A 25,192-nucleotide genomic window follows, 5' to 3' on the forward strand; every position below is an offset into this window, starting at 1 on the left:
CTATCCAAATAGCATACTTGCTACATCTTCAATTTTGGCAACTAATTCAATTTTTATCCCTGTATTTTTTAAACTAATTTTATTGTATTTGGATACGAAAATAGTGGAGAACCCTAGTTTTTCAGCTTCCTGAATGCGTTGATCCACACGATTTACAGGACGGATTTCTCCCGAAAGCCCTACTTCGCCAGCAAAACAAAAATCTTTATTTACCGGAATATCTTCATTCGATGATAAAATTGCGGCTACAACAGCCAAATCGATGGCAGGATCATCTACCGAAATTCCTCCTGTTACGTTGAGAAATACATCTTTGGCGCCAAGCCTAAAACCAGCTCTTTTTTCTAAAACAGCCAAAATCATATTTAGTCTTTTGGCATTGTAACCAGTGGTACTGCGTTGTGGAGTTCCGTAAACAGCGGTGCTCACTAGGGATTGTATTTCAATCATTAACGGGCGCATTCCCTCCAGAGTTGAGGCAATGGCCGTTCCTGATAATTCTTCGTCTTTATGAGAAATCAATATCTCGGATGGATTTGAAACTTCTCGTAATCCACTTCCTAACATTTCATAAATTCCAATTTCGGCAGTGGATCCAAAACGGTTTTTGAGTGATCGTAAAATTCGGTATACATGATTTCGGTCGCCTTCAAATTGCAGGACAGTATCTACCATGTGCTCCAGAATTTTTGGTCCAGCTATATTTCCATCTTTGGTAATATGACCAATTAGAATAACAGGGATATTGGTTTCTTTGGCAAACTTGATCAGTTCAGCAGTAGTTTCACGAATTTGAGATATACTTCCTGCTGTGGATTCTATATAATCAGTGTGCAGGGTTTGAATGGAATCGATAATTACAATTTCGGGTTCAATGGCTTCAATTTGTTTGAAGATATTCTGCGTTTTTGTTTCCGTTAGAATATAGCAATTCTCACTTGATGTCGTAATCCTTTCAGCACGCATTTTTATTTGTTTCTGGCTTTCTTCTCCTGAAACATATAGCGTTTTATATGGTAATTTTAGAGATATTTGAAGCAATAACGTACTTTTTCCAATTCCAGGTTCTCCACCTAAGAGGATCATAGAGCCCGGTACAATTCCACCTCCTAAAACACGGTTGAGTTCAGCATCAGTAGTATCCATGCGGATCTCTTGAGCGGAATCAATTTCGTTTATTTTTAATGGTTTGGGTGCTTTACTTTTGGTAGTTGGTTCGCTTTTCCAGGCTACTTTTTCTTGTTTTTGTATAATTTCTTCTGCAATGGTATTCCATTCTTTACAGGAATTACATTGACCTTGCCATTTGGCATATTGTGCGCCACAATTTTGGCAGAAAAAAGTAGTTTTAACTTTTGACATTATTTTTTTTGTGTTAAGCTTTTCATATCATCATATTTCTCAAACATCATGTCTTTGGTCAAGTCACCTATCTCTTCTAATTGAGAGGCATGTTGGTATTTTTGTGAAGCTCTTTTAGCGTCACCTTGTTTTTCATACATCAATCCTAACTCATAGGAAGCAAGCATTGATTTCGGGTAGTTTTTATCGGCGATTTCAGCTAATTTATCGAGTTCATTATAGGCTTTGTTTCTTAAAATTGCGGCTTCAATGGCTTTAAAGTCATTTAATCGAACGGGAATTTTTAGTCCCAAATTTTTTGAAATAACATCATATTTATTAATTAAATAATCAACATATCCTGCTTGAAGAACGACTATTTTTTCTGAAAATTCAGAAGAAGAAATAGGCTTATAAGCATCAAAAATTTGATACAAAGCACTAGGAATTGAATAGAGAACTAATGAATAATGCGAGGCATTGTTGAACTCATCATATTTGTAATTAATAGAAGTATTAGTTACTTTTTTAATATTGTCATCTAGTCTTTTAATGGGTTCTTTAAGTTGTCTAATGTCTCCAGAGGCGGAGGACAGATAATAAAAAACGGGTTGTTTTAAATTGGATAATTTTTCAGGAATCCTATTTTCCATTTCAGGAGCTAATTCAGGGCTTAATGAAATATAGGCATTAAAAAGCGGGTTGTCTTTATAAAGGAAAAAGTTTAAAAACCCAGCAGTTGTATCATGTCCAGCAATGATCCTAAAAGGGGCGGTACGGTATTTTTTTTCGATATAAGGGAGTAATTCTCCGCCAATGAATTCAAAAAAAGAAGCTCCTTTTTTTGTTGGTACACCCTCAACTTGGTCAAAGTTACTGTCAGCTATTCTTTCGTTATTTCTATTTTGGTTAATACCTACAATAATTGTTTCGGGTAAATCATCCCAATATCCACCGTAATTTAAAGCTCCGTTAAAAGGATCTAATAAGTATTCTCCATCTAGTAAAATAAGCAAAGGATACTTCTTTGTAGGGTTTTGTTCGTAAGATGATGGTAAGCTAATTGTGATTTGTCTTGTTTCGCCTAAAGTATTTGACTTGAAGGGCTCCGTAGTTTTTTGAGAAAATAGTGCAGTAGTAAAGAAAAAGAATAGTAGTAGATGTTTCATAATTTTTGACTTTATAAAAATTAATGGGAATGCGAAATAGTGTACCAATATAATACTTTTATTATTTTAATTAGTACAATTTGAGATGTAAAAAATGGTTTTTATCTACAAAAAACGCAATACTTTATGCGCATAACAATGCTGTTTCAATATAGAATTATATATTGAAACAGCATTTATCCTATTCTTGTTTATTATGTTAAGGAATTGTCGTTTTCATTTGGAAATATAATCCAAGGCTTAAATGTTTTTGCCTCTTCAAAGTCTAAAGTGGCATAAGAAATAATAATAATAATATCATCTTTTTGGACTCTTCTTGCGGCGGGACCATTCAATGTTATTTCTCCTGAATTTTTTTGGCCTTTGATTGCATAAGTGTCAAAGCGCTCTCCATTATTAATGTTTACAATGGAAACTTTTTCTCCTTCAATAATATTAGAAGCGAGTAAAAGGGTTTCATCGATGGTAATACTACCGATATAATTTAAATCGGCTCCAGTTACTTTTACTCGATGAATTTTTGATTTTAGTACTTGAATTTGCATGCTACAAAAGTAAATTAATTTAATGAAATGGTGTCAATCAATCGAATATTATTGACGATTACGGCTATAAAAGCACGGTATTTTTTATTTTTATTTTTTCTGATACAAGGCAGTAGCGAAGATTCGTCAGCAATTTGAAAATATTCTAGTTCAAATGAGTTGTTTTCAGTAAATATTTTTTTAACCCAGTCCGTTACCGTTTTGGAACTGTTTGTTTTAAATTTTTCTTTGGCCGTAGTTAAAGTTTTGTAAATCAGTGCTGCATCCTTTTTTTCTAGTTCAGTTAAGCGTTCATTTCTGGAACTCATGGCTAGACCATTTTTCTCGCGGTAAATTTCGCATCCTATTACATTGACGTCTAGATGGTTTTTTTTAACCATCATTTTTACAATTTGCAATTGTTGAAAATCTTTTTTACCAAAATAGGCATTTGTGGGAGTTACAATTTCGAATAGACGTTTTACAATGGTTCCCACACCATTAAAATGACCAGGTCTAAATTTTCCTTCCATTTGGTTTTCTAATCCGTCAAAATTAAACGTTTGAGATAGTATTTTTCCTTCGTAAATATCTTCAACAGTGGGTGCATAAAGAATAATATCAGTACTTAGACTTGCTATTTTTTCAATATCTTGATCTAACGTTCTTGGGTATTTTAGTAAATCTTCTGGATTATTAAATTGGGTTGGGTTTACAAAGATACTTACCACAGTATTTTCATTTTCTATCAATGATTGTTGCATCAACGAAAGATGTCCTTGATGTAAAGCACCCATAGTTGGAACAAAACCAATTTTGGAATTCAGGGTTTTAATAGATTTTAAATAGTCCATTAAAGCTGCTTTTCCATTGAAAATATGCATGTCTTTTTTATTAAAATTAAATGCAAACATAATATATTAGTTAATAACTGCATAAATTTTTGTAATTTTGCATGGTTTTTATTACCAATAAATTAAGCAAATTACAATATGAAAGATAAGAGGATATTATACGTATCATCTGAAGTGGTGCCTTACTTGGCTGAAAACGAGGTTTCTTTAATGTCTTACGATGTACCGAAGATGGTTAATGATCAAGGTGGACAGATTAGAATTTTTATGCCTAGATACGGGAATATTAATGAGAGAAGACATCAATTACACGAAGTAATTAGACTTTCAGGGATGAATTTGGTGGTGAATGACCTAGATATGCCTTTGATAATTAAGGTAGCTTCTATTCCTAAAGAGAGAATTCAAGTTTACTTTATTGATAATGATGAATATTTCAAAAGAAAAGCAACATTTGCCGATGAAGATGGGGTAATGTATCCTGATAATGATGAGCGTGCTATTTTCTTTGCTAAAGGAGTAGTAGAAACTGTTAAAAAACTGAATTGGGTTCCAGATATTATTCATGTTCATGGATGGATGGCTGCAATGTTGCCTATTTATATGAAACATTATTATAAAAATGAAGCATTATTTTCTGAAACGAAAATCGTTACTTCAGTTTATAGTCAATCATTTGAAGGAACTTTGGATGCTGAGATGATTAATAAAATTGGTCTTGATGGAGTTCCTTTGGAAGCAATACAAGACTTGAAAACACCTGATTACGAAAGCATTATAAAAGCAACTGTAAATCATTCAGATGCTGTTATTATTGCTTCGGATAGTCTTTCTCCAAGTTTAACAAAATTTATAGAATCTTCAGGAAAACCTTTTTTACCTTTCGTCCCTAAAGATGCATTCGCTGAAGCGTATAGTAATTTTTACAATAACGAGGTTCTGTAGTTTTAACTTTTATTATTTTATATGTACAATAATTCTTTTTTTAAGAAAATTCTAATTGTTACGGTTGTTCTTTTTTTGTATTCCTGTGATAAAGACTATAATTCAATTGGGGATGGTTTATTAGGTGACAATCATTTTGCTTTTGACAAATATACTTCAAGTGTTATATCTTACAATCAAAAAGTAGGCCCGGTTCAATCTAATAATCTTGCTGTAAATGCGTTAGGTGTTTATGATAATCCGGCTTTTGGTACCACTACGGCAAATTTTGCCAGTCAGCTTGCTTTGGAGACGATTAATCCAACAATAGGGAAAAACCCTGTAATTGAAAGTGTTGTTTTGACGATTCCGTATTTTAACACATTGAAATCTACGGATACAGATGGAAATCATGTGTATGAGTTGGATTCTATTTATGGTCCATCTGATGCTAAAATTAAACTAAGCGTTTTTGAATCTGGATATTACATGAGAGATTTAGATCCAGTTGGAGGGTTTCAAACTTCTCAAAGTTTCTTTACCGATCAAAATGCTGATTTTGATAATGTAAAAGTTGGTAATCGACTAAATGATTCTTCTGATCCAGTTGAAAATGATTCTTTCTCTTTTAGCCCGGCAGAATATAAATATACAGTAACCACAGATGGTAAAGATGTCATTACACGAGTTGCTCCAGGAATGCGTTTAAATCTTAATATGGATTTTTTTAAGACTAAAATCATCGACGCATCAGCTTCTGGAAAACTAGTTACAAATGATATTTTTAAAGATTACTTTAGAGGGTTGTACTTTAAAGTAGAAAAATCAGGAAGTAGTTCAAGTGCTTTGGCTATGATGGATTTTAAAAAAGGAAAAATTACAATTACGTATAAAGAAGACACTTCTGATACGGATGCGACAAGAATTGAAAAATCAATAAATCTTAATCTTGCGGGTAATACGGTAAATTTGCTGAATCAAAGTAACGTTAATGCTTCTTATATGGACGCAACTAATTCAGGAAATGTCAATACAACAATTGGTGATGATAAACTATATTTAAAAGGTGGCGAAGGATCGTTAGCTGTCTTAGAGCTTTTTGGAAAAGATTTGTATGGAGAAGATGGCTTAACTGGAAGTCCAAACGGAGTTGCTGATGAGTTAGACATTATTAGAAAAAGTGGATGGTTGATTAATGAAGCTAACCTCGTTTTTCATGTTGATGCAAGTGCAATGGCGAGTAGTTATGAACCTAATAGAATCTACTTATATGATTTAAATAATCATCGTCCAATAACGGATTATTATAATGATGCCACATCAGGAACTAATTCTAAAAATGGGAAAGCTGTTTTTGGTGGTCTTTTGGAAAAAGAGGCAGTGACAAATGGAAGAGGCGTTTCTTATAAGATTAGGATAACGAATCAAATTAGAGGACTTATAAAAAATGTGGATTCAACTAATGTAAAGTTAGGTCTTGTAGTTACAGAAGATATTAATGTAATTGCTTCTAATAAACTGAGAACACCAACTGCGATTTCTCAAGTGCCTAGAGCATCCGTTATGAATCCATTAGGGACCATTATTTACGGAGGTAAATCTACTGTGCCTGAGGATAAAAGATTGAAATTAGAAATTTATTATACTAAACCTAATTAATATAAAGCTATGTGTGGAATTGTTGGATATATAGGTTATAGAGAGGCTTATCCTATTGTTATAAAAGGATTAAAAAGGCTTGAATATAGAGGGTATGATAGTGCTGGTGTCATGATTTATGATGGAGAAGCTATTAAACTATGTAAAACTAAAGGCAAAGTGGTGGATTTGGAAGCAAAAGCTTCTAAAGAAATGTCTACTAATGGAACAATTGGTATTGGACATACGCGTTGGGCTACTCACGGTGTGCCAAATGATGTAAACTCTCATCCGCATCTTTCTAATTCAGGGGATTTAGTAATAATTCATAATGGGATTATTGAAAACTATGCTCCTCTAAAAGAAGAATTAGTTAAAAGAGGATATGTTTTTTATTCAGATACAGATACTGAGGTATTAGTAAATCTAATAGAAGAGGTACAAAAAAAAGAAAATATAAAACTAGGAAAAGCAGTTCAAATCGCATTAAACCAAGTAGTTGGTGCGTATGCTATAGCAGTATTCGATAAAAAAAATCCAGATGAAATTGTTGCGGCCCGTTTAGGGAGTCCATTAGCAATTGGAATTGGGGAAGGAGAATATTTTATTGCATCCGATGCCTCACCATTTATTGAATATACTTCTAATGCTGTTTATTTAGAAGATGGGGAGATGGCAAATATCATGTTGCATAAGAAGATGAAAGTAAGAAAAATCAAAGATGATTCTTTGGTGGATCCTTATATTCAAGAACTTCAAATGAATTTGGAACAAATTGAAAAAGGAGGTTACGATCACTTTATGTTAAAAGAGATTTATGAGCAACCAAGCGTAATCAAAGATACATATAGAGGTAGGTTGCATCCCAATGAAGGTATTATTCAAATGTCAGGTGTTGAAGATAATTTAGAGAAGTTTTTAAACGCTGATAGAATTATTATTGTAGCATGTGGTACTTCATGGCATGCAGGCTTAGTTGCAGAATATATTTTTGAAGAATTTGCTAGAATATCTGTCGAAGTAGAATATGCTTCTGAATTTAGATATAGAAATCCAATAATAAATAGTAAAGACGTTGTTATCGCTATATCTCAATCTGGAGAAACAGCAGATACGATGGCGGCAATTAAATTAGCTAAAGAAAATGGTGCTTTTGTATTTGGAGTTTGTAATGCAGTAGGTTCCTCTATTTCAAGAGAATCTCACGCTGGTGCTTATACACATGCAGGGCCTGAAATTGGTGTTGCTTCGACTAAAGCATTTACAACACAAATTACAGTATTGACAATGATTGCGCTTCGTTTAGCTAAAGCAAAAGGAACATTGTCTCTTTCTGATTTTCATATGTATTTGCAAGAATTAGAATTGATTCCTGTGAAAGTAAAAGAAGCATTGGAAACTAATGATCGAGCTAAAGAAATTGCAGCTATTTTTAAAGATGCACCCAATTGTCTTTATTTAGGTAGAGGATATAATTTTCCAGTTGCATTAGAAGGCGCTTTGAAGTTAAAAGAGATTTCATACATTCATGCTGAGGGTTATCCGGCAGCAGAAATGAAACATGGTCCAATCGCTTTAATAGATGAGCATATGCCGGTAGTTGTAATTGCTCCTAAACAAGGTCATTACGATAAAATAGTAAGTAATATTCAAGAGATTAAATCTAGAAGTGGTAAAATTATCGCTGTTGTTACGAAAGGGGATACTCAAGTTCGTGATTTAGCGGATTATGTTATCGAAATTCCTGAAACATCAGATGCTTTATCTCCATTGATTACCACAATTCCATTGCAGCTTTTGTCTTATCATATTGCGGTTATGCGAGGTTGCAATGTTGACCAGCCAAGAAACTTAGCTAAGTCGGTTACGGTCGAATAATTATAATCTTCATATATTATATAAAAGAAGCAAGACTTTAGGTCTTGCTTCTTTTTTTTGCGAAAATATTTTTTAAAATCTGTTTTTTTATGATAAACCTATTTTTTTAGTTAATTTTATATGTATGCATAGTATATTTTGTTTTTTTAACAATTTTTTATGGTTAATATTTAATAAAAGACAATATTGAATAAGTTAATATGGGCTAAATTTTATGATAATTATTAAATATTTTTAACGTTTTTTTAGTAATATCAAAAATATTTGTACTTTGGTGACATAAATCTTAAAAAATTAACCAAATGAGAGCTTATTTACTTTTTTTGTCATTGTTTTTTTGTAGCATTAGTTTTGCTCAGAATTCAATTTCGGGTTCGGTAGCTGACAGTAATGGCCAACCTATTATTGGAGCTAATATTAAAATTGTTGGAGAAGACATCGGTTCTGTTTCAGATATTGATGGAAAATTCATCTTAAGTTCTTCAAAAAAGCCTCCTTATACGATCGAGGTTACAAGTGTTGGTTTTATTTCCAAAAAAGTAAATATTTCATCAAATAATCAAAAAGTAAATCTTGTGCTCAAAGAAGAGGATAATTTACTTAATGAAATTGTTGTTTCTGCTTCAAGAACTCCAGAGCGTGTATTAGAATCTCCGGTAACTATTGAAAGAATGGGTGTTGCGGATATTAAAAAATCAGCCTCAGCGACTTTTTACGATGGTTTAGAAAACTTAAAAGAAGTTCAAATGAATACAAGTAGTTTGTCTTTTAAGTCAATTAACACGCGTGGTTTTGCAACAGTAGCGAATACTCGTTTTATGCAGTTAGTCGATGGAATGGATAATTCATCCCCTTTGTTAAACTTTGTTCTTGGTAACATGATTGGTGTTTCGGAGATTGATGTTCAAAGTGTAGAGCTTTTACCTGGAGCCTCTTCCGCCTTATACGGTGCTAATGCTTTTAACGGAATTTTATTCATGAATAGTAAAAGTCCATTCACTAGTCCTGGAATCACAGCTTATGCAAAATTTGGACAAACAAGTCAAAAAGCGGCAGGGAATAACGATTATGTAGATTATGGAATTCGCATGGCGCATGCTTTTAGTCCTAAATTGGCGGCAAAAGCTAATTTCACGTACATGCATGGTACGGATTGGTATGCTACTAATTATAATGACAAAACCGTTGCTGGAAGAGATAGAAGTCATGTTAATTATGATGGTATAAATGTATATGGTGATGAAGTTTCTACAAATATAAAAGGTGTTGGTCAATCCCTTGCTGGTTTAGGTTTGATACCTGCATCTGCAGTTAATTTACTTCCTAATTATAATGTAAGTAGAACGGGGTATAATGAAACTGATCTTACGGATAATAAAGCGAGTAATACTAAAATTGATTTTTCACTTCATTATAGACCTTTTGGGAATGAAAACTTAGAAGTTATTTTGCAAAGTAAATTTGGTTTTGGTAATGCTGTTTATCAAGGAGCAAATAGGTATTATTTGAATGACTTTTTTATGCAACAGCATAAATTAGAGATTAAAGGAAAGAATTTTTATGTAAGAGGGTATACTACAACTGAAGATGGTGGTAAATCATATGATATGCTATTTACAGGGATTAATGTCAATAGAGTGTGGAAAGACGATAAAACATGGTTTGGACAATATGCAGGAGCTTATGTTCAATCTACATTAGCAGGTATGACTCCTGAAAATGCTCATAAAATAGCGAGACAAACGGCAGACACTGGAAGATTAATTCCAGGTACTCCTGAGTTTAAGGCTGCATTCAATCAAGTTATTTCAGGTGAAAGTGTGCTTACAGGATCTAAATTAGTTGATAATTCTAAAGTATATCATTCAGATGCAAATTATAACTTTAAAGATGTCATCAAATTTGCAGAAATTCAAGTTGGAGGTTCATACAGACAATATCAATTGAATTCTCATGGAAGAATTTATACAGATGCTGATGGTCCTATTTATTATAACGAATATGGAGCGTATACGCAGTTGACTAAAAAAATGATAGATGACCGTTTAAAATTTACTGGATCTGTTCGTTACGATAAATCAAAAAATTTCGACGGAAATGTATCTCCTAGAGTTTCATTTGTTTATTCAGGTGGAGAAAGTAGAAGACATAATTTCAGAGCTTCATTTCAAACTGGTTTTAGAAATCCATCAACACAAGATCAATACATTGGATTTAATGTAGGAAGCGCCATATTACTTGGATCAGCTCCAGACAACTTAACAAGATATAGCGAGACTTTACCAGTTGCTACTGCAGTTGGACAAGCTTTGGCTGGTGGTCAAAACGTTGTTATGACTGGATTAAATGCATATAATAATTCTTATACAGCTAGTTCTGTAGCTGCTTTTAGTGCATTGGCAGCAAGTAACCCTGTTGCAGGTTCTGCATTATTAAGAAAAACAAATGTAAATTATGTAAAACCAGAGCAGGTTAAAGCATTTGAATTAGGATATCGTTCATTTATTCGTGATGTGTCAATCGATATTAATGGGTATTATAATATTTATAATGATTTTATTGGAAACTTGAATGTTGTGGCTCCTTATTACGGAACAGCACAAGACGCTCCAAATCCATTAGCTGCGGATGCCGGTGCGCAATCATTACACGCACTTCAAAACGGAAATTATAGAGCATACCAATTGTATACCAATACGAATGTTGAAATCAAATCGCTAGGTTTTGGTTTGGGCCTTTCTAAAAAAGTATACAGAGATTTCGAAGTAGGTGTTAATTACAACTATGCTGAATTTAATTTTGACCAAGCTAAAGATCCAAGTTTTGAAGCTGGATTTAATACTCCAAAACATAGAGTAAAAGCATCATTTGGTAATGAGAAATTATTTGAAAATTTCGGTTTCAATATTAGTGGAAGATGGAATAGTGAGTATTTATGGCAATCAACAATGGTTGATGGTATGATCGATGCCGCTACAGTAATTGACGCTCAAATTAATTATAACTTCCCAAAATTGAAATCTACATTAAAAATTGGAGCAGCAAATATTGGTGGTAAAGAATATGCTCAAGTATTAGGTGCCGGTTTAATTGGGCAACAATATTTTGCTTCTTGGACAATCAATCCGTAAGCTAATAGTATTCATTAATAAAAAAAAGACTTAAACAATGATAAAAAATTTCAAATGGCTACTATTGGTTTCGTTGACCTTTGTGGCATGTAATAGTGACGATTCAAATACGACTCCTGCTGAAGTACCTGCAACTTCAGGCTCGGCAAGTTTTACAAAATATGTGGCATTGGGCGATTCATTTGCTGCGGGCTATAGTGATGGTGCGCTTTTCAAAAAAGGACAAGAAGGTTCTTATGTTAATCTATTAGCACAACAGTTTGTTGAAGCAGGTGGGGGGGAATTCAAAACACCTTATACTTCTGATAATATCGGTGGATTACTTCTAGGAGGTAATGTTATTGCCGGAGTTCGTTTGTATTTTAATGGTGTTGGTCCAGTTTCTGTTGATGGTGTTCCAACAACTGAAGTGACAACTCACTTAACTGGCCCTTTTAATAATTTAGGTGTTCCTGGAGCTAAAAGTTACCATTTAGTTGCACCTGGATACGGAAATGTTGCCGGTGTAGCTATAGGTGCAGCAAATCCTTATTTTGCAAGATTTTCAACTGCAGCTGGAACTACTGTTTTAGCGGACGCCTTAGTTCAAGCACCAACTTTCTTTTCTTTATGGATTGGAGGTAATGATGTATTGGGTTTTGCAACTTCTGGAGGTGTTGGTGTGGATCAAACGGGAAATTTGAATCCGGCTACTTATGGTAGTAATGATATTACTGACCCTAATGTTTTTGCAAGTGTATACTCAGGATTAGTTACTAATCTAACTGCTAATGGGGCAAAAGGGGTTGTCGCTAACTTACCTTATATTACAACGCTACCTTATTTTACAACGGTTCCTTATAATCCTTTAACTTCAAAACTTCTTGGTAGTGGAAGTACTGCTGTTGGGGACGCTACAATTGGGGCACTTAATGCGCAATTGTATGGGCCATTGAAAGCAGCTTTAACTGCTTTTGGTGCAGGTGATAGAATAAATTTATTATCTACGACGGCTTCAAATCCATTATTGATAAAAGATGAGTCTTTAACGAACTTATCAGCTCAATTAACTGCAGCATTCACACCTACATTAGGAGTGGCTACCGCTACTTTTTATGGAAGTGTTTTTGGACAAGCTCGTCAAGCAAATGCAAATGATTTAGTTGTCTTGCCAACCCAATCTGTAATTGGTACTGCTCCAGCTGGAATTCCAGCTCCTTTAAATAAATTTGGGATAACATATCCTTTACAAGATAAAGATGTATTAATTCCAACAGAAGTTGCGATGATTAAAACGGCTACAGATGCTTATAATGTAACGATAAAAGCAATTGCGGATTCAAAAGGTTTGGCATTTGTAGATACAAAGACAATAATGACTCAGTTGTCAACAGGAGGTATTGTAAGTAATAGTTTTACACTAACATCAACTTATGTGACAGGTGGGGCTTTTTCTCTTGATGGAGTACATCCTGGTCCTAGAGGATATGCATTGATAGCAAATGCTTTTAGTGATGCTATAAATGTTAAATATTCTGCCACTTTGAAGAAGATTGATTTAGGTCTTTATCCAATAATTTATCCAAAAGTAATTCAATAAATTTGTAGTAAGATTAAAAAAATAGAGCCACCCGTTTTTAAAACGTGGTGGTTTTTATTTTTAGTATATTCGGATATTTTGAGGGTTTTAAACTTGATTTTAAGTTATCCATTAATTTTTTAATGTTTTTATGCGAAAAGGTGTTGATTTTTTATTTTAAAAAATTATCTTTGCACTCTGAAAAAAGTATCTAATCGGTAAATTTCGGTTGGTGGTATTTCATAAACCTAAATAGCTATTTAATAAATACATAAGTAATGTCAAAAGTAATAGGAAAAGTTGCGCAAATCATTGGTCCAGTAGTTGATGTAGTTTTCAACGGTAAAGATGTTGAACTTCCAAAAATTTATGATTCATTAGAAATCACAAAAAAAGATGGTACTTTATTAGTACTTGAAGTACAATCTCACATTGGTGAAAACACAGTTCGTACCATTTCGATGGACTCAACAGATGGTTTGAGTAGAGGTTATGAAGTAGTTGGGACAGGAAATCCAATTCAAATGCCAATTGGTGCAGATGTTTACGGACGTTTGTTCAATGTAATTGGTGATGCAATTGATGGTTTACCTGAATTGCCAAAAACGGGTGTAAACGGAATGTCAATTCACCGTCAAGCTCCAAGATTCGAGGATTTATCAACTTCATCAGAAGTTTTATTCACAGGTATTAAAGTAATCGATTTAATTGAGCCTTACTCAAAAGGGGGTAAAATTGGATTGTTTGGTGGTGCAGGTGTTGGTAAAACAGTATTGATCCAAGAGTTGATTAACAATATAGCAAAAGGTCACGGTGGACTTTCAGTATTCGCAGGAGTAGGAGAAAGAACACGTGAAGGAAATGACTTACTTCGTGAGATGTTAGAGTCAGGAATTATAAAATACGGGGATGAATTCATGCACTCTATGGAAAATGGAGGATGGGATTTATCTAAAGTTGATTTACCAGGAATGAGAGAGTCTAAAGCTACTTTCGTTTTCGGACAAATGAATGAGCCACCAGGAGCTCGTGCTCGTGTAGCACTTTCTGGATTATCTATTGCGGAATATTTCCGTGACGGAGCTGGAACTGACCAAGGAAAAGATGTATTGTTCTTCGTGGATAATATCTTCCGTTTTACACAAGCGGGATCTGAGGTATCGGCACTTTTAGGTCGTATGCCATCTGCGGTAGGATACCAACCAACATTAGCTACAGAAATGGGAGCGATGCAAGAGCGTATCACATCTACAAACAAAGGATCTATTACATCTGTACAAGCGGTTTACGTACCTGCAGATGATTTAACGGATCCAGCACCAGCAACAACGTTTGCTCACCTTGATGCAACAACAGTATTGTCTCGTAAAATTGCTGAGTTAGGTATTTATCCAGCGGTAGATCCATTGGATTCTACTTCTCGTATCTTAACTCCTCAAATTTTAGGAAATGAGCACTACGATTGTGCACAAAGAGTAAAAGAGATTCTTCAAAAATACAAACAACTACAAGATATTATTGCGATTCTAGGTATGGAAGAATTATCTGAAGAAGATAAATTAGCCGTTTCTAGAGCACGTCGTGTGCAACGTTTCTTATCTCAACCTTTCCACGTTGCTGAGCAATTTACAGGATTGAAAGGTGTGTTAGTTGATATCAAAGATACTATCAAAGGATTTAATATGATTATTGACGGTGAATTAGATCACTTACCAGAATCAGCTTTTAACCTTAAAGGTACTATTGAAGAAGCTATTGAAGCAGGAGAAAAAATGTTGGCAGAAGCATAATCTATTTTGAATGTTGAATTTTGAATTATAAATTAATTTAAAATCTAAAATTTAAAATTTAAAATAAATAAAAAATGATTTTAGAAATAGTATCACCAGAAGCATCATTGTTCAAAGGAGAAATAACTTCAATATCTGTACCTGGTGTTGATGGAAGTTTTCAAATTTTAAATAATCACGCTCCAATAGTTTCGTTGCTTCAAAAAGGAACTGTAAACATTACAGCACCGGATTTTAAGTTTAATAAAGAAACAGCAGGTTTATTCTCGAAAGTAAACGATCAGAATTATACGTTGGCTATTTCTTCTGGAACTATTGAAATGAAAGATAATAAAGTAATTGTATTAGTTGATTAGTGCAATCTTAAATTTATATAAAAAACGCCTAGCTATTTGTTAGGCGTTTTTTTATGCAGTAAATTGTTTTTTCAACTCTATTTTTGATCTTGATTTTTTTCGTTTATAAACGGTGTAATTACAAATGTTATATTGCGTTTTGTTTATTTTTTATAAGCTTATATAAAAGATATAAGGTTGATATAATCGCAAGCCCAAAAATGAATTTTAGATCAAATGTGTTGTTGTAAAATAAGGCCAAGCTAATTTGCAATAGAAACAATATGATTCCGATGATAGGTTTTTTCATGATTTAAAATAATTGAGTTAAGTAATCCGCTAATAATCCTGTTCCAATTCCAAAAATAAAAGTAATTGCTATTAATAGTGCTGGAATTTTATAGCCCCCTAATTTTTCTTTTGTTAATACTACTGTGAAAAGGCCATAAGAAGGAGCGGTAAATAGCATAGCCGCAATTACACCATTTGTAAAGCCAAGTTGCAATAATATAGTTCCTAATAAAATTTCGAATAATACAGGAACTGAAAGCATAGTTCCAATAAAAGAAACAATTATCAAGATTACAATTGGATTGTAAGCCAAGATAGTATGTAGTACTTCATTTGGGAAAAAGGCTCTAAAAAGAGCTGTGAATAGAGTACCAACAATCATTAAAGGAATTAATTTGTATGCGATAGTGCCTACGGCTATTAACCAATCTTCGGTGGCTTTTATTAAAGTTTGAAATATTGATTTTTCTGGAAAATAACAAGATATCTTTTCGAATACTTCACTTTTTACGGGAATAGCTTCTTTTTTAGTTATTAATTTTGATATTTGAGGAATAACGAATAATATCATTATTATGCTAAAAATAATTCTTGAAATAACAATAGCTGGATTAAAGATTCCAAACATAGTTACGATCCCAATGATGTTAAGTAATGCACCTCCGAGGATAATTCCTAGTGTTGCTTCAGTGCTTCCCTTTTGAGAAGTAACGCTAACACTGGTAACAGCAGAACAGTTGGCACACATATTTAAAGGCATTCCAAAAACACTTCCTATAGCGGCTCCTTTTATTCCTTTTAACTGTATTAATTCTTCAAATTTTTTCCAAGACAATAGTAATGATAGGGCGGCACCGCCTATAATAATTGCGAAGGTCATTCCAGTAGCATTTGCTTCCCAGAAATTGGCAACCCCTTTTATAGTTGCAGCTGCAAAATTATCATTTGTATCGATATGAAATCGTTCATGATACCCTAATTGACCATGTTCGTGTGGTTTATCGCATTTCCCTTCGATGCAGATTACTTTTTTAAATTCAGCTTGAAAACGGCTTGCGCTTAAAAATAGCGCAAGAAAACTAACTAATAATAGTAGTTTCAGGATGTTTTCTTTGTTTGTGTATGAGGTGGTAGTTGTCATTTTCTATCAAATTATTTTAGTATGTTTTTCTATTTGGAATTCTTTAGTTATTCAGCTCCATCACTTTTTGCCCTAGCAATGGCGATATTTCCAACTTTTTGTCCTAACTCTAATCCTTTTTCGCAATCACTTCTATAGTGAATACAGCCATACATTCTTGAATTTGAGGCTTCCAATGCCATTGCTTTAAATTGTAGCTCTTTTGAAGGAATTAAATAAGAAAGCAATGTTGATGCGGCAGCACTAAAAGTGGAATGACCAGAAACATAAGCTGGGAAATTGGGTGTTCCGGTAGTTGTTTTTATCGAAGGATCTACTTGTGATGGCCTAGGGTTGAAATACGTATATTTTGCATCCCAGCAAGAAATTGCGGCATCCATCATGGCGATATTTAATAAGGCCATGTTTCTCGCCCATCGTACTTCACTATAGTTTTCTTGTACAAATGCTTCTGTTGCAATAGCATTCCAGTGACCAGGTGGGGTGTAAGTGCCTACGCCGTCTGCCCAAAATGAAACGATTGCCATATTTTTTCTTGTTGGATTCTTACTAAAGTCTTTAATTTCAGCTAGCTCTTTAGCAAACTGAGGAGATTGTGTTGATGGAGGGGCTATTGGTCGGTTAGCAACCACCATTTCTGGAGTCATAAAGAAGGATTTGACTTTACCAAATAAGGGCAACATAGGAGGTCTAGCAGGAAATTCCAATGACTTCCATGGTATTTCTCCTTTTGCCACGGCTTGGTTTTCTAGTGATTTCCAAATTTCAGGTGTTCCAATCGCTGCGCCAGTACCATCAGATGTTGCTTTAGATATAAATTTGCCTGCAATTTTTCTACCTAAACTGATTCCTGCATCTATATCACTGCGAACATTTGCTCCAGAAATAATGCGATATAGTTTTTCTTCCTCTGCTTTTCCATCAATATAAGCGATTTCCGTAGGGAACAATAATTTTAATAATTCTACAGTAACTCCAGCCAAAACTGCGTCCTCTGACGGATAAGATGGCAAAGTACTTTTTGGAATTAATACTTGCAAATTTGTATCTACTGCGAATGGTGCTGCTCTGTTATACAGTTTTTTGTAGTACCAAGTTGCAATAAGGGCATCATATTGTGCCGCACTTACATACGCATATGACCTTGCAGCATAAGGAGGACTTGAGAATGGAAACTGTGGGTTTGCAAAAGGATTTGCTCCAGATGGGACAGGATAAGTTCCGTCTTCATTTTGATAAGGTGGACGATTATGGCGAGCCACAAGTGTACGCATGATTTCATTCCAACGCAATACACCACCAACGCTCCAGTATTTTATTATTCTTTTTTGATCTTCAGTTATGTTTTCTTGATAGCTTTTTATTTCATTTATTTCTCGCGTAAAAGCGGGCGTATTTGCTGCAATTGGAGCATCTAGCTGGAATTCATCAGGAGCTGTTAATAATATAGTTTTCCAATTACCCGCCAATTCATCATTGCTTTTTGGATTCAAAGTGGCATATTGTTCATTACTTTCGGTGATATCATTACTACACGAATAGGTTATTGTAAGTAATAAGACAAAAAGAGAGTTTCGAATTATTTTAATGTTTCTATTTTTCATCTTCTTTCTGTGTTTTTTTTAAATTTAAAATATAAAACAAACCACCATAGACAGTGTTTGATTGCCCCACATTTCTTCCGCTAATTACAAAGTTGCATCCGCTAACGATTGACAATTCAGGGAGGTTTTTAAAAGTATATTTAGAATTAAATCCGTATTTTAAAGTGTTCATAGTATTACTTATAAATGGCATATTGTTTTTTGTAATATCAAATCCTCCAGATTGTGTCACCCAATTATCAAGCACGGCTTCAGCAATTAATCTGCTAGAACGATAACCAAATCTAAAATTGACTGCTATGGCATCTGGCATATCGACTTTATTTGTATAATGAATTTCATCCGTTAAATAAGTATTTCGATCAAGTGAAGCATTCCCTCTTTTAATATACGTCCCTGAAATGGTTGTGAATAATTTCCCTATCTGATAATCTCCCATTAGTCTAATTTGCCCTGTTTTAGTATGTAAACCAATGCTTAACGGCAAATAATCTGGAGTATAGTTAGAAACGGGTGTCGAAAATCCACCAATTACATATAAGGAAAAAATACCATTACCTATATTTTTTTCTATAGTCATATACTTTAAAGTTAGGGATAAATCTTGAATTCCATTTTGTCCACTCATAGTTCCGGCAGAAGCATTTGTTTGTACATATGGCAAACTAAATAATACGTTTAAATTATCAGAAATACCATAGTTTCCCATCATTGAAATTGATTTTGTTGAAACGGTTCCCATGTTTAGGTTGTCTCTTTTAATACTTCCTTCCCAATATTGTTTCCAACTACTGTATTGGTAAATTGATCCAACACAAAAATTTTGTTTCCCCATCATAATCGCATCGGTATCTGTTTGGGCGTTCGTTAAAAATGCCGTTAAGAGGAAACAGCATAATATGGTTTTTTTCATTGTTTAGTGTAAGAATTGGTGATTACTCTATTTTTATTTCTTGTTTAATATTGTTTTGTTCGAATTTCCTGCAATTACTAGTGCTCCTGCAATTAAGACTACATTTTTGATGATGTATTGACCCACTAAAGTAGGGCAGTATGGAAAAGCATCAAAACAAACTTTTTGTAATATAAAAACTGGAAATAACGTAGCACACATGTGTAGTAATAGTAATATAATGGTATAAGGGATGAAGCGTTTCACAAGTAAACCAAGGCCAATCAGTACTTCGCAAATTCCTAAAATGGGGACAAATATTTCTGGTCTAAACCAATATACAGTTTCTTCTACGAGTTCTCCTGCGGGGCTCATTCCGAAAATTTTCAAAGCACCAAACCAAATGTAAACAATAGCAAGAGCAATGCGCATTAAGGTAATGCTGTGTTTTTCCATTTTTGTGCTAAATGAAAAATATAAAGAGTTGAAAGTAGCTTCCATAGTATTTTTTTTTGAAATTGTAAAGTTTCGGTTTTGTCTTCATTTTAGTAATAATAAATGAAGTGGTAATTGGGCAATTGTATTAATTGAAAAAAATTAAAAACGGACTATTAATTTTACTAAAATAGTACAGTAGACAAATTAATAGTCCGTCGCTTTTCGTTAAAATCTCGTTGATAGTCCTATATTGATTGTATAATCAGCAAATGCTGCATCTCCTTGAACATGAGTGCCAGTTGTAGCTGAATTTTCTTTATCTGTTACACTTTGTGTACGGTTTCTAGCTACTGCAAATGGAACCGATGCAAATAAAATCACTTTTTTATACTCGTAGTTTACCGATGGCTCTACTGACCAAATATATCCTGGTCGGCGAAAATCACCGCTACCACCTATAATATCATACACTGGGATTCCTTCTACTCTTGCACCAGCTGCTAATGTTAATCCATGGATGTGGTTAAATAAATAGTTAAAGCCCGCTCTCGCCATGTATTGATCAGGTACACTTGAGATAGCTTCATTTGCTAATCTTGGAGATAAAGTTTCTCTATAGGTTCTTGTTCCGTTTTGTTCTCTAGGATTGCTCAAGTAATAGAAGTTACCATACATGCCAAAATTGTCTGTGAAATTATAGAAAGTATTTAATTCTAATGTAATTCCAGTACCTCCATCTCCTAGTTGAATTGATTGGTCAACAGGACGCAACTCATTGGTGCCATTAGGACCTACATTATGCCAATAGTCTTTGTAATTATAATCTCCAGTTGCTAGTTTAAGTCCTAGTCCTAGTTGAACATTTATTTTTTTATTTTTATTAGGGTCTAATAACCATCTGTATACTGCAAATCGAATGTCACCTATTCCAAATGAGCTAGTCGTATTTCTTTCTTTTTTAACATAGACCCCATTCACAAGTCCATGTTCATATAATGAAGAACGAACATTATTTAAAATTGGGATGTCTACCATTGCTGACCAGCGATTGTCGATTATTCGAGTCAATGAAAGATTAACGATGGAGGAATAATTGATGACTTCCGTTCCTTGAATTAATCGGTCTTTGTTTTCAGTCGTTCCTGAGAAATGTCTAAAAGACTTAAAATAACGGCCACTAGTTGTAAATTGCCATTGAGCAACATTAGTACTGTCAGGATGAACCATCATGCAACTTGTAGCGTTTCCTTTAATGGCAACGCAACCTTGAGCATTGGTTTTTTGAGTAAGAAATAAATTAGAAATAAATAAAATAATAATAAAGACACTGTATAATGAAGATGATTTTTTCATCGTTTTACGTTTTAATAGGTTAGTTTGCTTTTAGTTAATGGTGAAAAACAACCATTAACCAAAAGTTTTTTTGAAATACAAGCTATGTTGCTATAACAAATGAGACTCCCTTCGAATGCCTTTTTATTGTTGACCTAATTTGGACAACAAAAAGCATTGAAAAGTTGATAAACCATGAACTAGGTTTGCAAATTGCTAAGACTAATAGAATGTAGTAACCAGTATAATTACAATAGGATACTATCCCAATTATAAGTTATACAAGTTCTCTAACAGCATGTAATGATGCTGCTAAAAATGCAGAAAAAATTAAACTATTTTAGGGGGCGTATACAGTGTGGACAAGTAGCCCGAGTTTAAATCCAGATTAAGATACCCAGAAAGTTTCTTTGAGTCTTGATCTGAGTTTGGAGAAAAATGAACACATACAGTTGTGTTAGGGATATAATCTTGAAGAAACGTCTTTAATAGTTTTTTTATTGGAGAGTTTTTAGAAGGACTACTATCAAATAATTGATTGTTGACTATGTCTTTTAAATCTTTTCCAATGACATCTCCATAGGAATTTCTTAAATAGTACAAACTAAGGATGTTATTTTGAATCCTTTTTTTGAAAATATGGTAACTTTTATTCTCAATTACAACATTCTCATTTACATATTCAAAATCAGTGTCTTCAATAAATGAATATAAAGTTGCGTTTAGTTCTATAACTTGAAACTCCGAATCGGGCGTTTTTTCTATAGCAGAAACCCATGCTTGCTCGTCTTGATAAGCAAACATTAAATAGTATCCCAGTACATTGTAAAACAATGATACTAATAAGAATAAGGATGCAATTCGTTTCATAGGCTTCGAAAATATAAAAACTATTTTACATTTGAATATTTTTTTTATTTTTATTTCACATAATGTAATTTTAATGCTAAATAACAGTTAAAACGACTTTATGTTTGTTAATTCATGAAAGAAATTGGTTATAAATTAAACTCGCAATTTATAATCCTAAAAAGTTGTTTATTTTTGTTGCTTATGATTCAACTTCCAAAAAAATTATCTGATAAACTGGAAAGCCGTTTGCAAAATAATGCATTGAGGCAATTGCCAATTAGCAAAGGATTAATAGATTTTGCATCCAATGATTATCTTGGATTATCTCAATCAGATACTATTTTCCATAAAACCCATCAATTTTTAATTGATAACAATGAAATTCATAATGGAGCAACTGGTTCTAGATTGTTATCAGGAAATCATAAAGTATATCAACAAGCCGAGGATTATATTGCTCAATTCCATAAATCCGAATCGGCTTTAATCTTTAATTCGGGCTATGATGCCAATGTGGGCTTTTTTAGTTCGCTTCCGCAAAAGGGAGATTTAATACTTTATGATGAATTATGCCATGCCTCCATTCGGGATGGTATACAATTATCTCATGCTAAAGCGTATAAATTTGATCATAATGATTTTGAAGATTTAGAAAGATTAATTCTTCGAAATCCAAATACTACCATTTATATTGTTACCGAGAGTGTTTTTTCTATGGATGGAGATGCGCCAAATCTGGAAGAATTAGTACAAATTTCAAATAAGTACGATTGTCTTTTGATTGTTGATGAGGCGCATGCTTTAGGAGTTTTTGGTGAAAAAGGGGAAGGATTAGTTCAAATGCTTCATTTACAAGATGCCGTTTTTGCCCGAATTATGACCTTTGGAAAAGGATTGGGTTGTCATGGAGCTGCAGTTTTAGGATCTCCAGAATTAAAAGACTATTTGGTCAATTTTGCTAGAAGTTTTATTTACACGACAGGACTTTCTCCTCACTCCGTCGCTACTATTTTAATGGCCTATCAATTTTTGGAAAATAATCAAGAAAACATCAATAATCTCCGTGAAAATATAATTCAATTTAATCAACAAAAGATTTTATTAGGCTTAAAACCTCTTTTTGTACATTCTAAATCAGCTATACAATCAGCTATTATTCCAGGAAATGAAAAAGTAAAGTCAATTGCTAAACAATTTCAAGAAAAGGGTTTTGATATAAAAGCAATTTTGTCACCTACAGTTCCAGAAGGGCAGGAGCGACTCCGTTTTTGTTTGCATAATTTTAATTCTAAAGAAGAAATATCAGAAGTATTAAGTTTGTTGGGTACCTTTGTGTTTTAGCTCAGTTTTACACAAAGTTTTAAAATTAAAAACGGAGGATAATTGGAAAAAAATTAACACACTAATTCTTTGTGTACCTTCTTTTTTCTCCGTGTATCTTTATGAAACCAAAAAATTCGTTTAATCATTATTATCAGTGGCCTAATTTATATGAAACTATTTATTACAGGAATTGGAACCGATGTAGGAAAAACAATTGCATCATCCATCATAACCGAAGCGCTAGAAGCGGATTATTGGAAACCCATCCAAGCGGGTGATCTAGAAAATTCAGACAGTCATAAAATACAGTCTTTTATTAGAAATTGTAAAACGGTAATTCATCCCAATAGTTATCAATTAAATACGCCAGCAAGTCCGCATCTTGCGGCTGAAATTGATGGAATTACCATTGACTTAACTAAAATTACAGCACCTGAAACTTCAAATCATTTGGTTATTGAAGGAGCTGGAGGGCTTTTTGTACCCATAAATAATGATGACTGTATCATTGATTTAATTCAACCTGATTACAAAGTAATTGTAGTGTCTAGACATTATTTAGGAAGTATTAATCATACGTTATTGACAATCGAAGCTTTGAAAAATCGTAAAATTGCTATTGCTGGAATTATCTTTAGTGGCGAAGAAAACAAAGCAACAGAATCTATTATTCTCCATAAGACAGGAGTGAAATGTATTGGAAGAATTGAGCAAGAACCTTATTTTGATCAAAATGTAATCCGAGAATATGCTGATCAATTTAGAGAAAATTTACTAAAATTGTAAGTGCAAGGGCAAGTTGGCATAAACAAACCTGATTTCAATGGTTTTCTTGCTTCTTGTCTAACACTTCTTTTATCTTTGCAAAATGAACTTAACAGAAAGAGACCGCCAGCATCTTTGGCACCCTTATACGCAACACAAAACGGCAGCACTTCCTATTGCTATAAAAAGAGGAGAAGGTGCTTTGCTTTGGGACGAAAATGACAAAGAATATATAGATGCCATCGCTTCTTGGTGGGTAAATCCTTATGGACATAGTAATAAATTCATTGCCGATGCTATTTACAAACAACTCACTACATTAGAACATGTTCTATTTGGTGGTTTTACGCATGAACCCGCAATTGTTCTTGGGGAAAGGTTAATCGAAATTTTACCAGATAATCAGCAAAAAATATTTTTCTCGGATAATGGTTCTACTGCAGTTGAAGTAGCTATAAAAGTGGCACTGCAGTTTTTTTTCAACAAAGGAGAAAAGAGAACTACCATTATTGCTTTCGAAAATGCTTTTCACGGCGATACTTTTGCAGCCATGGCAGCAAGCGGAATTTCGTTTTATACGCAGGCCTTTGAAGGGATGTTCATTGATGTAGTTCGGATTCCGGTACCTGTAAAAGGGAAAGAGCAAGAAAGTTATGAGGCGTTAAAAACTCAAATAAATAATAATAATTGTGCTGGCTTTATTTTTGAACCCTTAGTTCAAGGAGCAGCAGGAATGGTAATGTACGAACCAGAAACATTAGATCAATTAATCAAAATTTGCCAAGAAAATAATGTATTGACTATTGCCGATGAAGTGATGACTGGTTTTGGAAAAACAGGAAAAAACTTTGCTATGGATTATCTTAAGGAAAATCCAGATATGATGTGCTTGTCAAAAGCCTTGACAGGAGGTACAATTCCTATGGCGATTACCACTTTTACTTCAGCTATTTTTGACGCTTTTTATGACGAAGATATTAATAAGGCATTATTTCACGGACATACATTTACCGCAAACCCTACAGGTTGTGCAGCAGCTTTAGCTAGTTTAGAATTGTTAACTACTTCCGAAATGCAGGCTAATTTAGTTCGAGTGAATGCAAGTCATCTTGCTTTTCAAAACAAAATCAAGCAGCATCCAAAAGTGGAGACTACCCGAGTTTTAGGAACTATTTTTGCTTTAGAGATAAAAACAGACGGTGTAGCAAGTTACTATGGAAGTATGCGAAACAAACTCTATGATTTTTTTATTGAAAATGGAGTGATTTTACGTCCCGTAGGGAATATTGTTTACATTTTGCCACCATACATTATTTCCAATATCCAATTGCAAAAAATATATCAAGTAGTCGAAGATGCTCTAGAAATAGTTTAAATTTTTAGAAAATAATTTTCCTAAATATCAAAAGGAA

20 protein-coding genes are annotated in these 25,192 nt (G+C 33.6%); 10 read left to right on the forward strand and 10 right to left on the reverse strand.

Going from position 1 to position 25,192, the window contains the following annotated elements; genetic code table 11:
* From radA to panC, 4 genes are all read right to left on the reverse strand, one after another.
* The gene (radA, locus tag AB3G39_RS03080) at positions 1–1,362 is read right to left on the reverse strand and encodes a DNA repair protein RadA (protein WP_367772549.1); all 1,362 of its coding nucleotides are present in this window, start codon (positions 1,360–1,362) and stop codon (positions 1–3) included.
* Positions 1,362–2,510: an alpha/beta hydrolase gene (locus AB3G39_RS03085; RefSeq protein WP_369765989.1), complete on the reverse strand. Its 1,149-nt coding sequence runs from the start codon at positions 2,508–2,510 to the stop codon at positions 1,362–1,364. Before AB3G39_RS03085 ends, radA begins: the two co-directional genes overlap by 1 nt.
* Positions 2,511–2,704: 194 nt before the next feature.
* On the reverse strand, positions 2,705–3,055 hold the full coding sequence (gene panD, locus AB3G39_RS03090; protein ID WP_367755901.1) for an aspartate 1-decarboxylase: 351 nt from the start codon (positions 3,053–3,055) through the stop codon (positions 2,705–2,707).
* 14 nt (positions 3,056–3,069) lie between these two features.
* Positions 3,070–3,948, reverse strand: coding sequence for a pantoate--beta-alanine ligase (panC, locus tag AB3G39_RS03095; RefSeq protein ID WP_367772547.1), 879 nt, complete (start codon positions 3,946–3,948; stop codon positions 3,070–3,072).
* Positions 3,949–4,026: 78 nt separating this feature from the next.
* Here panC and AB3G39_RS03100 point away from each other — a divergent pair, with 78 nt between their 5' ends.
* The 7 genes from AB3G39_RS03100 to AB3G39_RS03130 all read left to right on the forward strand — a co-directional run bounded on the left by AB3G39_RS03100 (position 4,027) and on the right by AB3G39_RS03130 (position 15,163).
* Positions 4,027–4,833 (forward strand): glycogen/starch synthase, encoded by an 807-nt coding sequence (locus AB3G39_RS03100; protein WP_367755898.1) that lies wholly within the window; start codon positions 4,027–4,029, stop codon positions 4,831–4,833.
* Between the two features lie 21 nt (positions 4,834–4,854).
* The gene (locus AB3G39_RS03105) at positions 4,855–6,471 is read left to right on the forward strand and encodes a DUF4270 domain-containing protein (RefSeq protein ID WP_367755896.1); all 1,617 of its coding nucleotides are present in this window, start codon (positions 4,855–4,857) and stop codon (positions 6,469–6,471) included.
* A gap of 9 nt (positions 6,472–6,480) precedes the next feature.
* Positions 6,481–8,328, forward strand: a complete 1,848-nt coding sequence (gene glmS, locus AB3G39_RS03110) for a glutamine--fructose-6-phosphate transaminase (isomerizing) (RefSeq protein ID WP_367772546.1) — start codon at positions 6,481–6,483, stop codon at positions 8,326–8,328.
* Between the two features lie 302 nt (positions 8,329–8,630).
* Positions 8,631–11,459, forward strand: coding sequence for a TonB-dependent receptor domain-containing protein (locus AB3G39_RS03115; RefSeq protein ID WP_367772544.1), 2,829 nt, complete (start codon positions 8,631–8,633; stop codon positions 11,457–11,459).
* A 37-nt stretch (positions 11,460–11,496) separates the two neighbouring features.
* Positions 11,497–13,038 carry a G-D-S-L family lipolytic protein gene (locus AB3G39_RS03120; protein ID WP_367772542.1) on the forward strand — a complete coding sequence of 514 codons (1,542 nt, stop codon included), beginning with the start codon at positions 11,497–11,499 and terminating at the stop codon, positions 13,036–13,038.
* A gap of 257 nt (positions 13,039–13,295) precedes the next feature.
* Entirely contained in the window at positions 13,296–14,807 is a 1,512-nt protein-coding gene (gene atpD / locus AB3G39_RS03125; protein WP_367755888.1) for a F0F1 ATP synthase subunit beta, read from the forward strand.
* Positions 14,808–14,881: 74 nt separating this feature from the next.
* Complete coding sequence (locus tag AB3G39_RS03130; protein ID WP_367755886.1) at positions 14,882–15,163, forward strand: F0F1 ATP synthase subunit epsilon; 282 nt, start codon at positions 14,882–14,884, stop codon at positions 15,161–15,163.
* A gap of 292 nt (positions 15,164–15,455) precedes the next feature.
* On the opposite strand, the gene AB3G39_RS03135 is transcribed toward AB3G39_RS03130, so the two are convergent.
* The 6 genes from AB3G39_RS03135 to AB3G39_RS03160 all read right to left on the reverse strand — a co-directional run bounded on the left by AB3G39_RS03135 (position 15,456) and on the right by AB3G39_RS03160 (position 21,710).
* Positions 15,456–16,574, reverse strand: a complete 1,119-nt coding sequence (locus AB3G39_RS03135; RefSeq protein WP_369765990.1) for a permease — start codon at positions 16,572–16,574, stop codon at positions 15,456–15,458.
* 47 nt (positions 16,575–16,621) lie between these two features.
* Complete coding sequence (locus tag AB3G39_RS03140; RefSeq protein ID WP_369765991.1) at positions 16,622–18,178, reverse strand: phosphatase PAP2 family protein; 1,557 nt, start codon at positions 18,176–18,178, stop codon at positions 16,622–16,624.
* Positions 18,168–19,091 (reverse strand): transporter, encoded by a 924-nt coding sequence (locus tag AB3G39_RS03145; RefSeq protein WP_369765992.1) that lies wholly within the window; start codon positions 19,089–19,091, stop codon positions 18,168–18,170. The genes AB3G39_RS03140 and AB3G39_RS03145 overlap by 11 nt, the downstream gene beginning before the upstream one ends.
* Positions 19,092–19,124: 33 nt before the next feature.
* Complete coding sequence (locus AB3G39_RS03150; RefSeq protein WP_367772534.1) at positions 19,125–19,571, reverse strand: DoxX family membrane protein; 447 nt, start codon at positions 19,569–19,571, stop codon at positions 19,125–19,127.
* A 162-nt stretch (positions 19,572–19,733) separates the two neighbouring features.
* Complete coding sequence (locus AB3G39_RS03155; RefSeq protein ID WP_369752746.1) at positions 19,734–20,861, reverse strand: hypothetical protein; 1,128 nt, start codon at positions 20,859–20,861, stop codon at positions 19,734–19,736.
* A gap of 309 nt (positions 20,862–21,170) precedes the next feature.
* Positions 21,171–21,710 (reverse strand): hypothetical protein, encoded by a 540-nt coding sequence (locus AB3G39_RS03160; RefSeq protein ID WP_369765993.1) that lies wholly within the window; start codon positions 21,708–21,710, stop codon positions 21,171–21,173.
* A 186-nt stretch (positions 21,711–21,896) separates the two neighbouring features.
* Between AB3G39_RS03160 and AB3G39_RS03165 the strand changes: the two genes are divergently transcribed.
* The 3 genes from AB3G39_RS03165 (at position 21,897) to bioA (ending at position 25,155) form a co-directional block, all read left to right on the forward strand.
* On the forward strand, positions 21,897–23,033 hold the full coding sequence (locus AB3G39_RS03165) for an aminotransferase class I/II-fold pyridoxal phosphate-dependent enzyme (protein ID WP_369766258.1): 1,137 nt from the start codon (positions 21,897–21,899) through the stop codon (positions 23,031–23,033).
* Between the two features lie 150 nt (positions 23,034–23,183).
* Positions 23,184–23,801 carry a dethiobiotin synthase gene (gene bioD / locus AB3G39_RS03170; protein ID WP_369752744.1) on the forward strand — a complete coding sequence of 206 codons (618 nt, stop codon included), beginning with the start codon at positions 23,184–23,186 and terminating at the stop codon, positions 23,799–23,801.
* 82 nt (positions 23,802–23,883) lie between these two features.
* A complete protein-coding gene (gene bioA, locus AB3G39_RS03175) occupies positions 23,884–25,155 on the forward strand; it encodes an adenosylmethionine--8-amino-7-oxononanoate transaminase (RefSeq protein WP_369769678.1) in 1,272 nt (423 codons plus the stop codon).
* Positions 25,156–25,192: the final 37 nt, after the last annotated feature.

Source organism: Flavobacterium sp. WC2416 (genome assembly GCF_041200095.1).
GTDB lineage: Bacteria > Bacteroidota > Bacteroidia > Flavobacteriales > Flavobacteriaceae > Flavobacterium.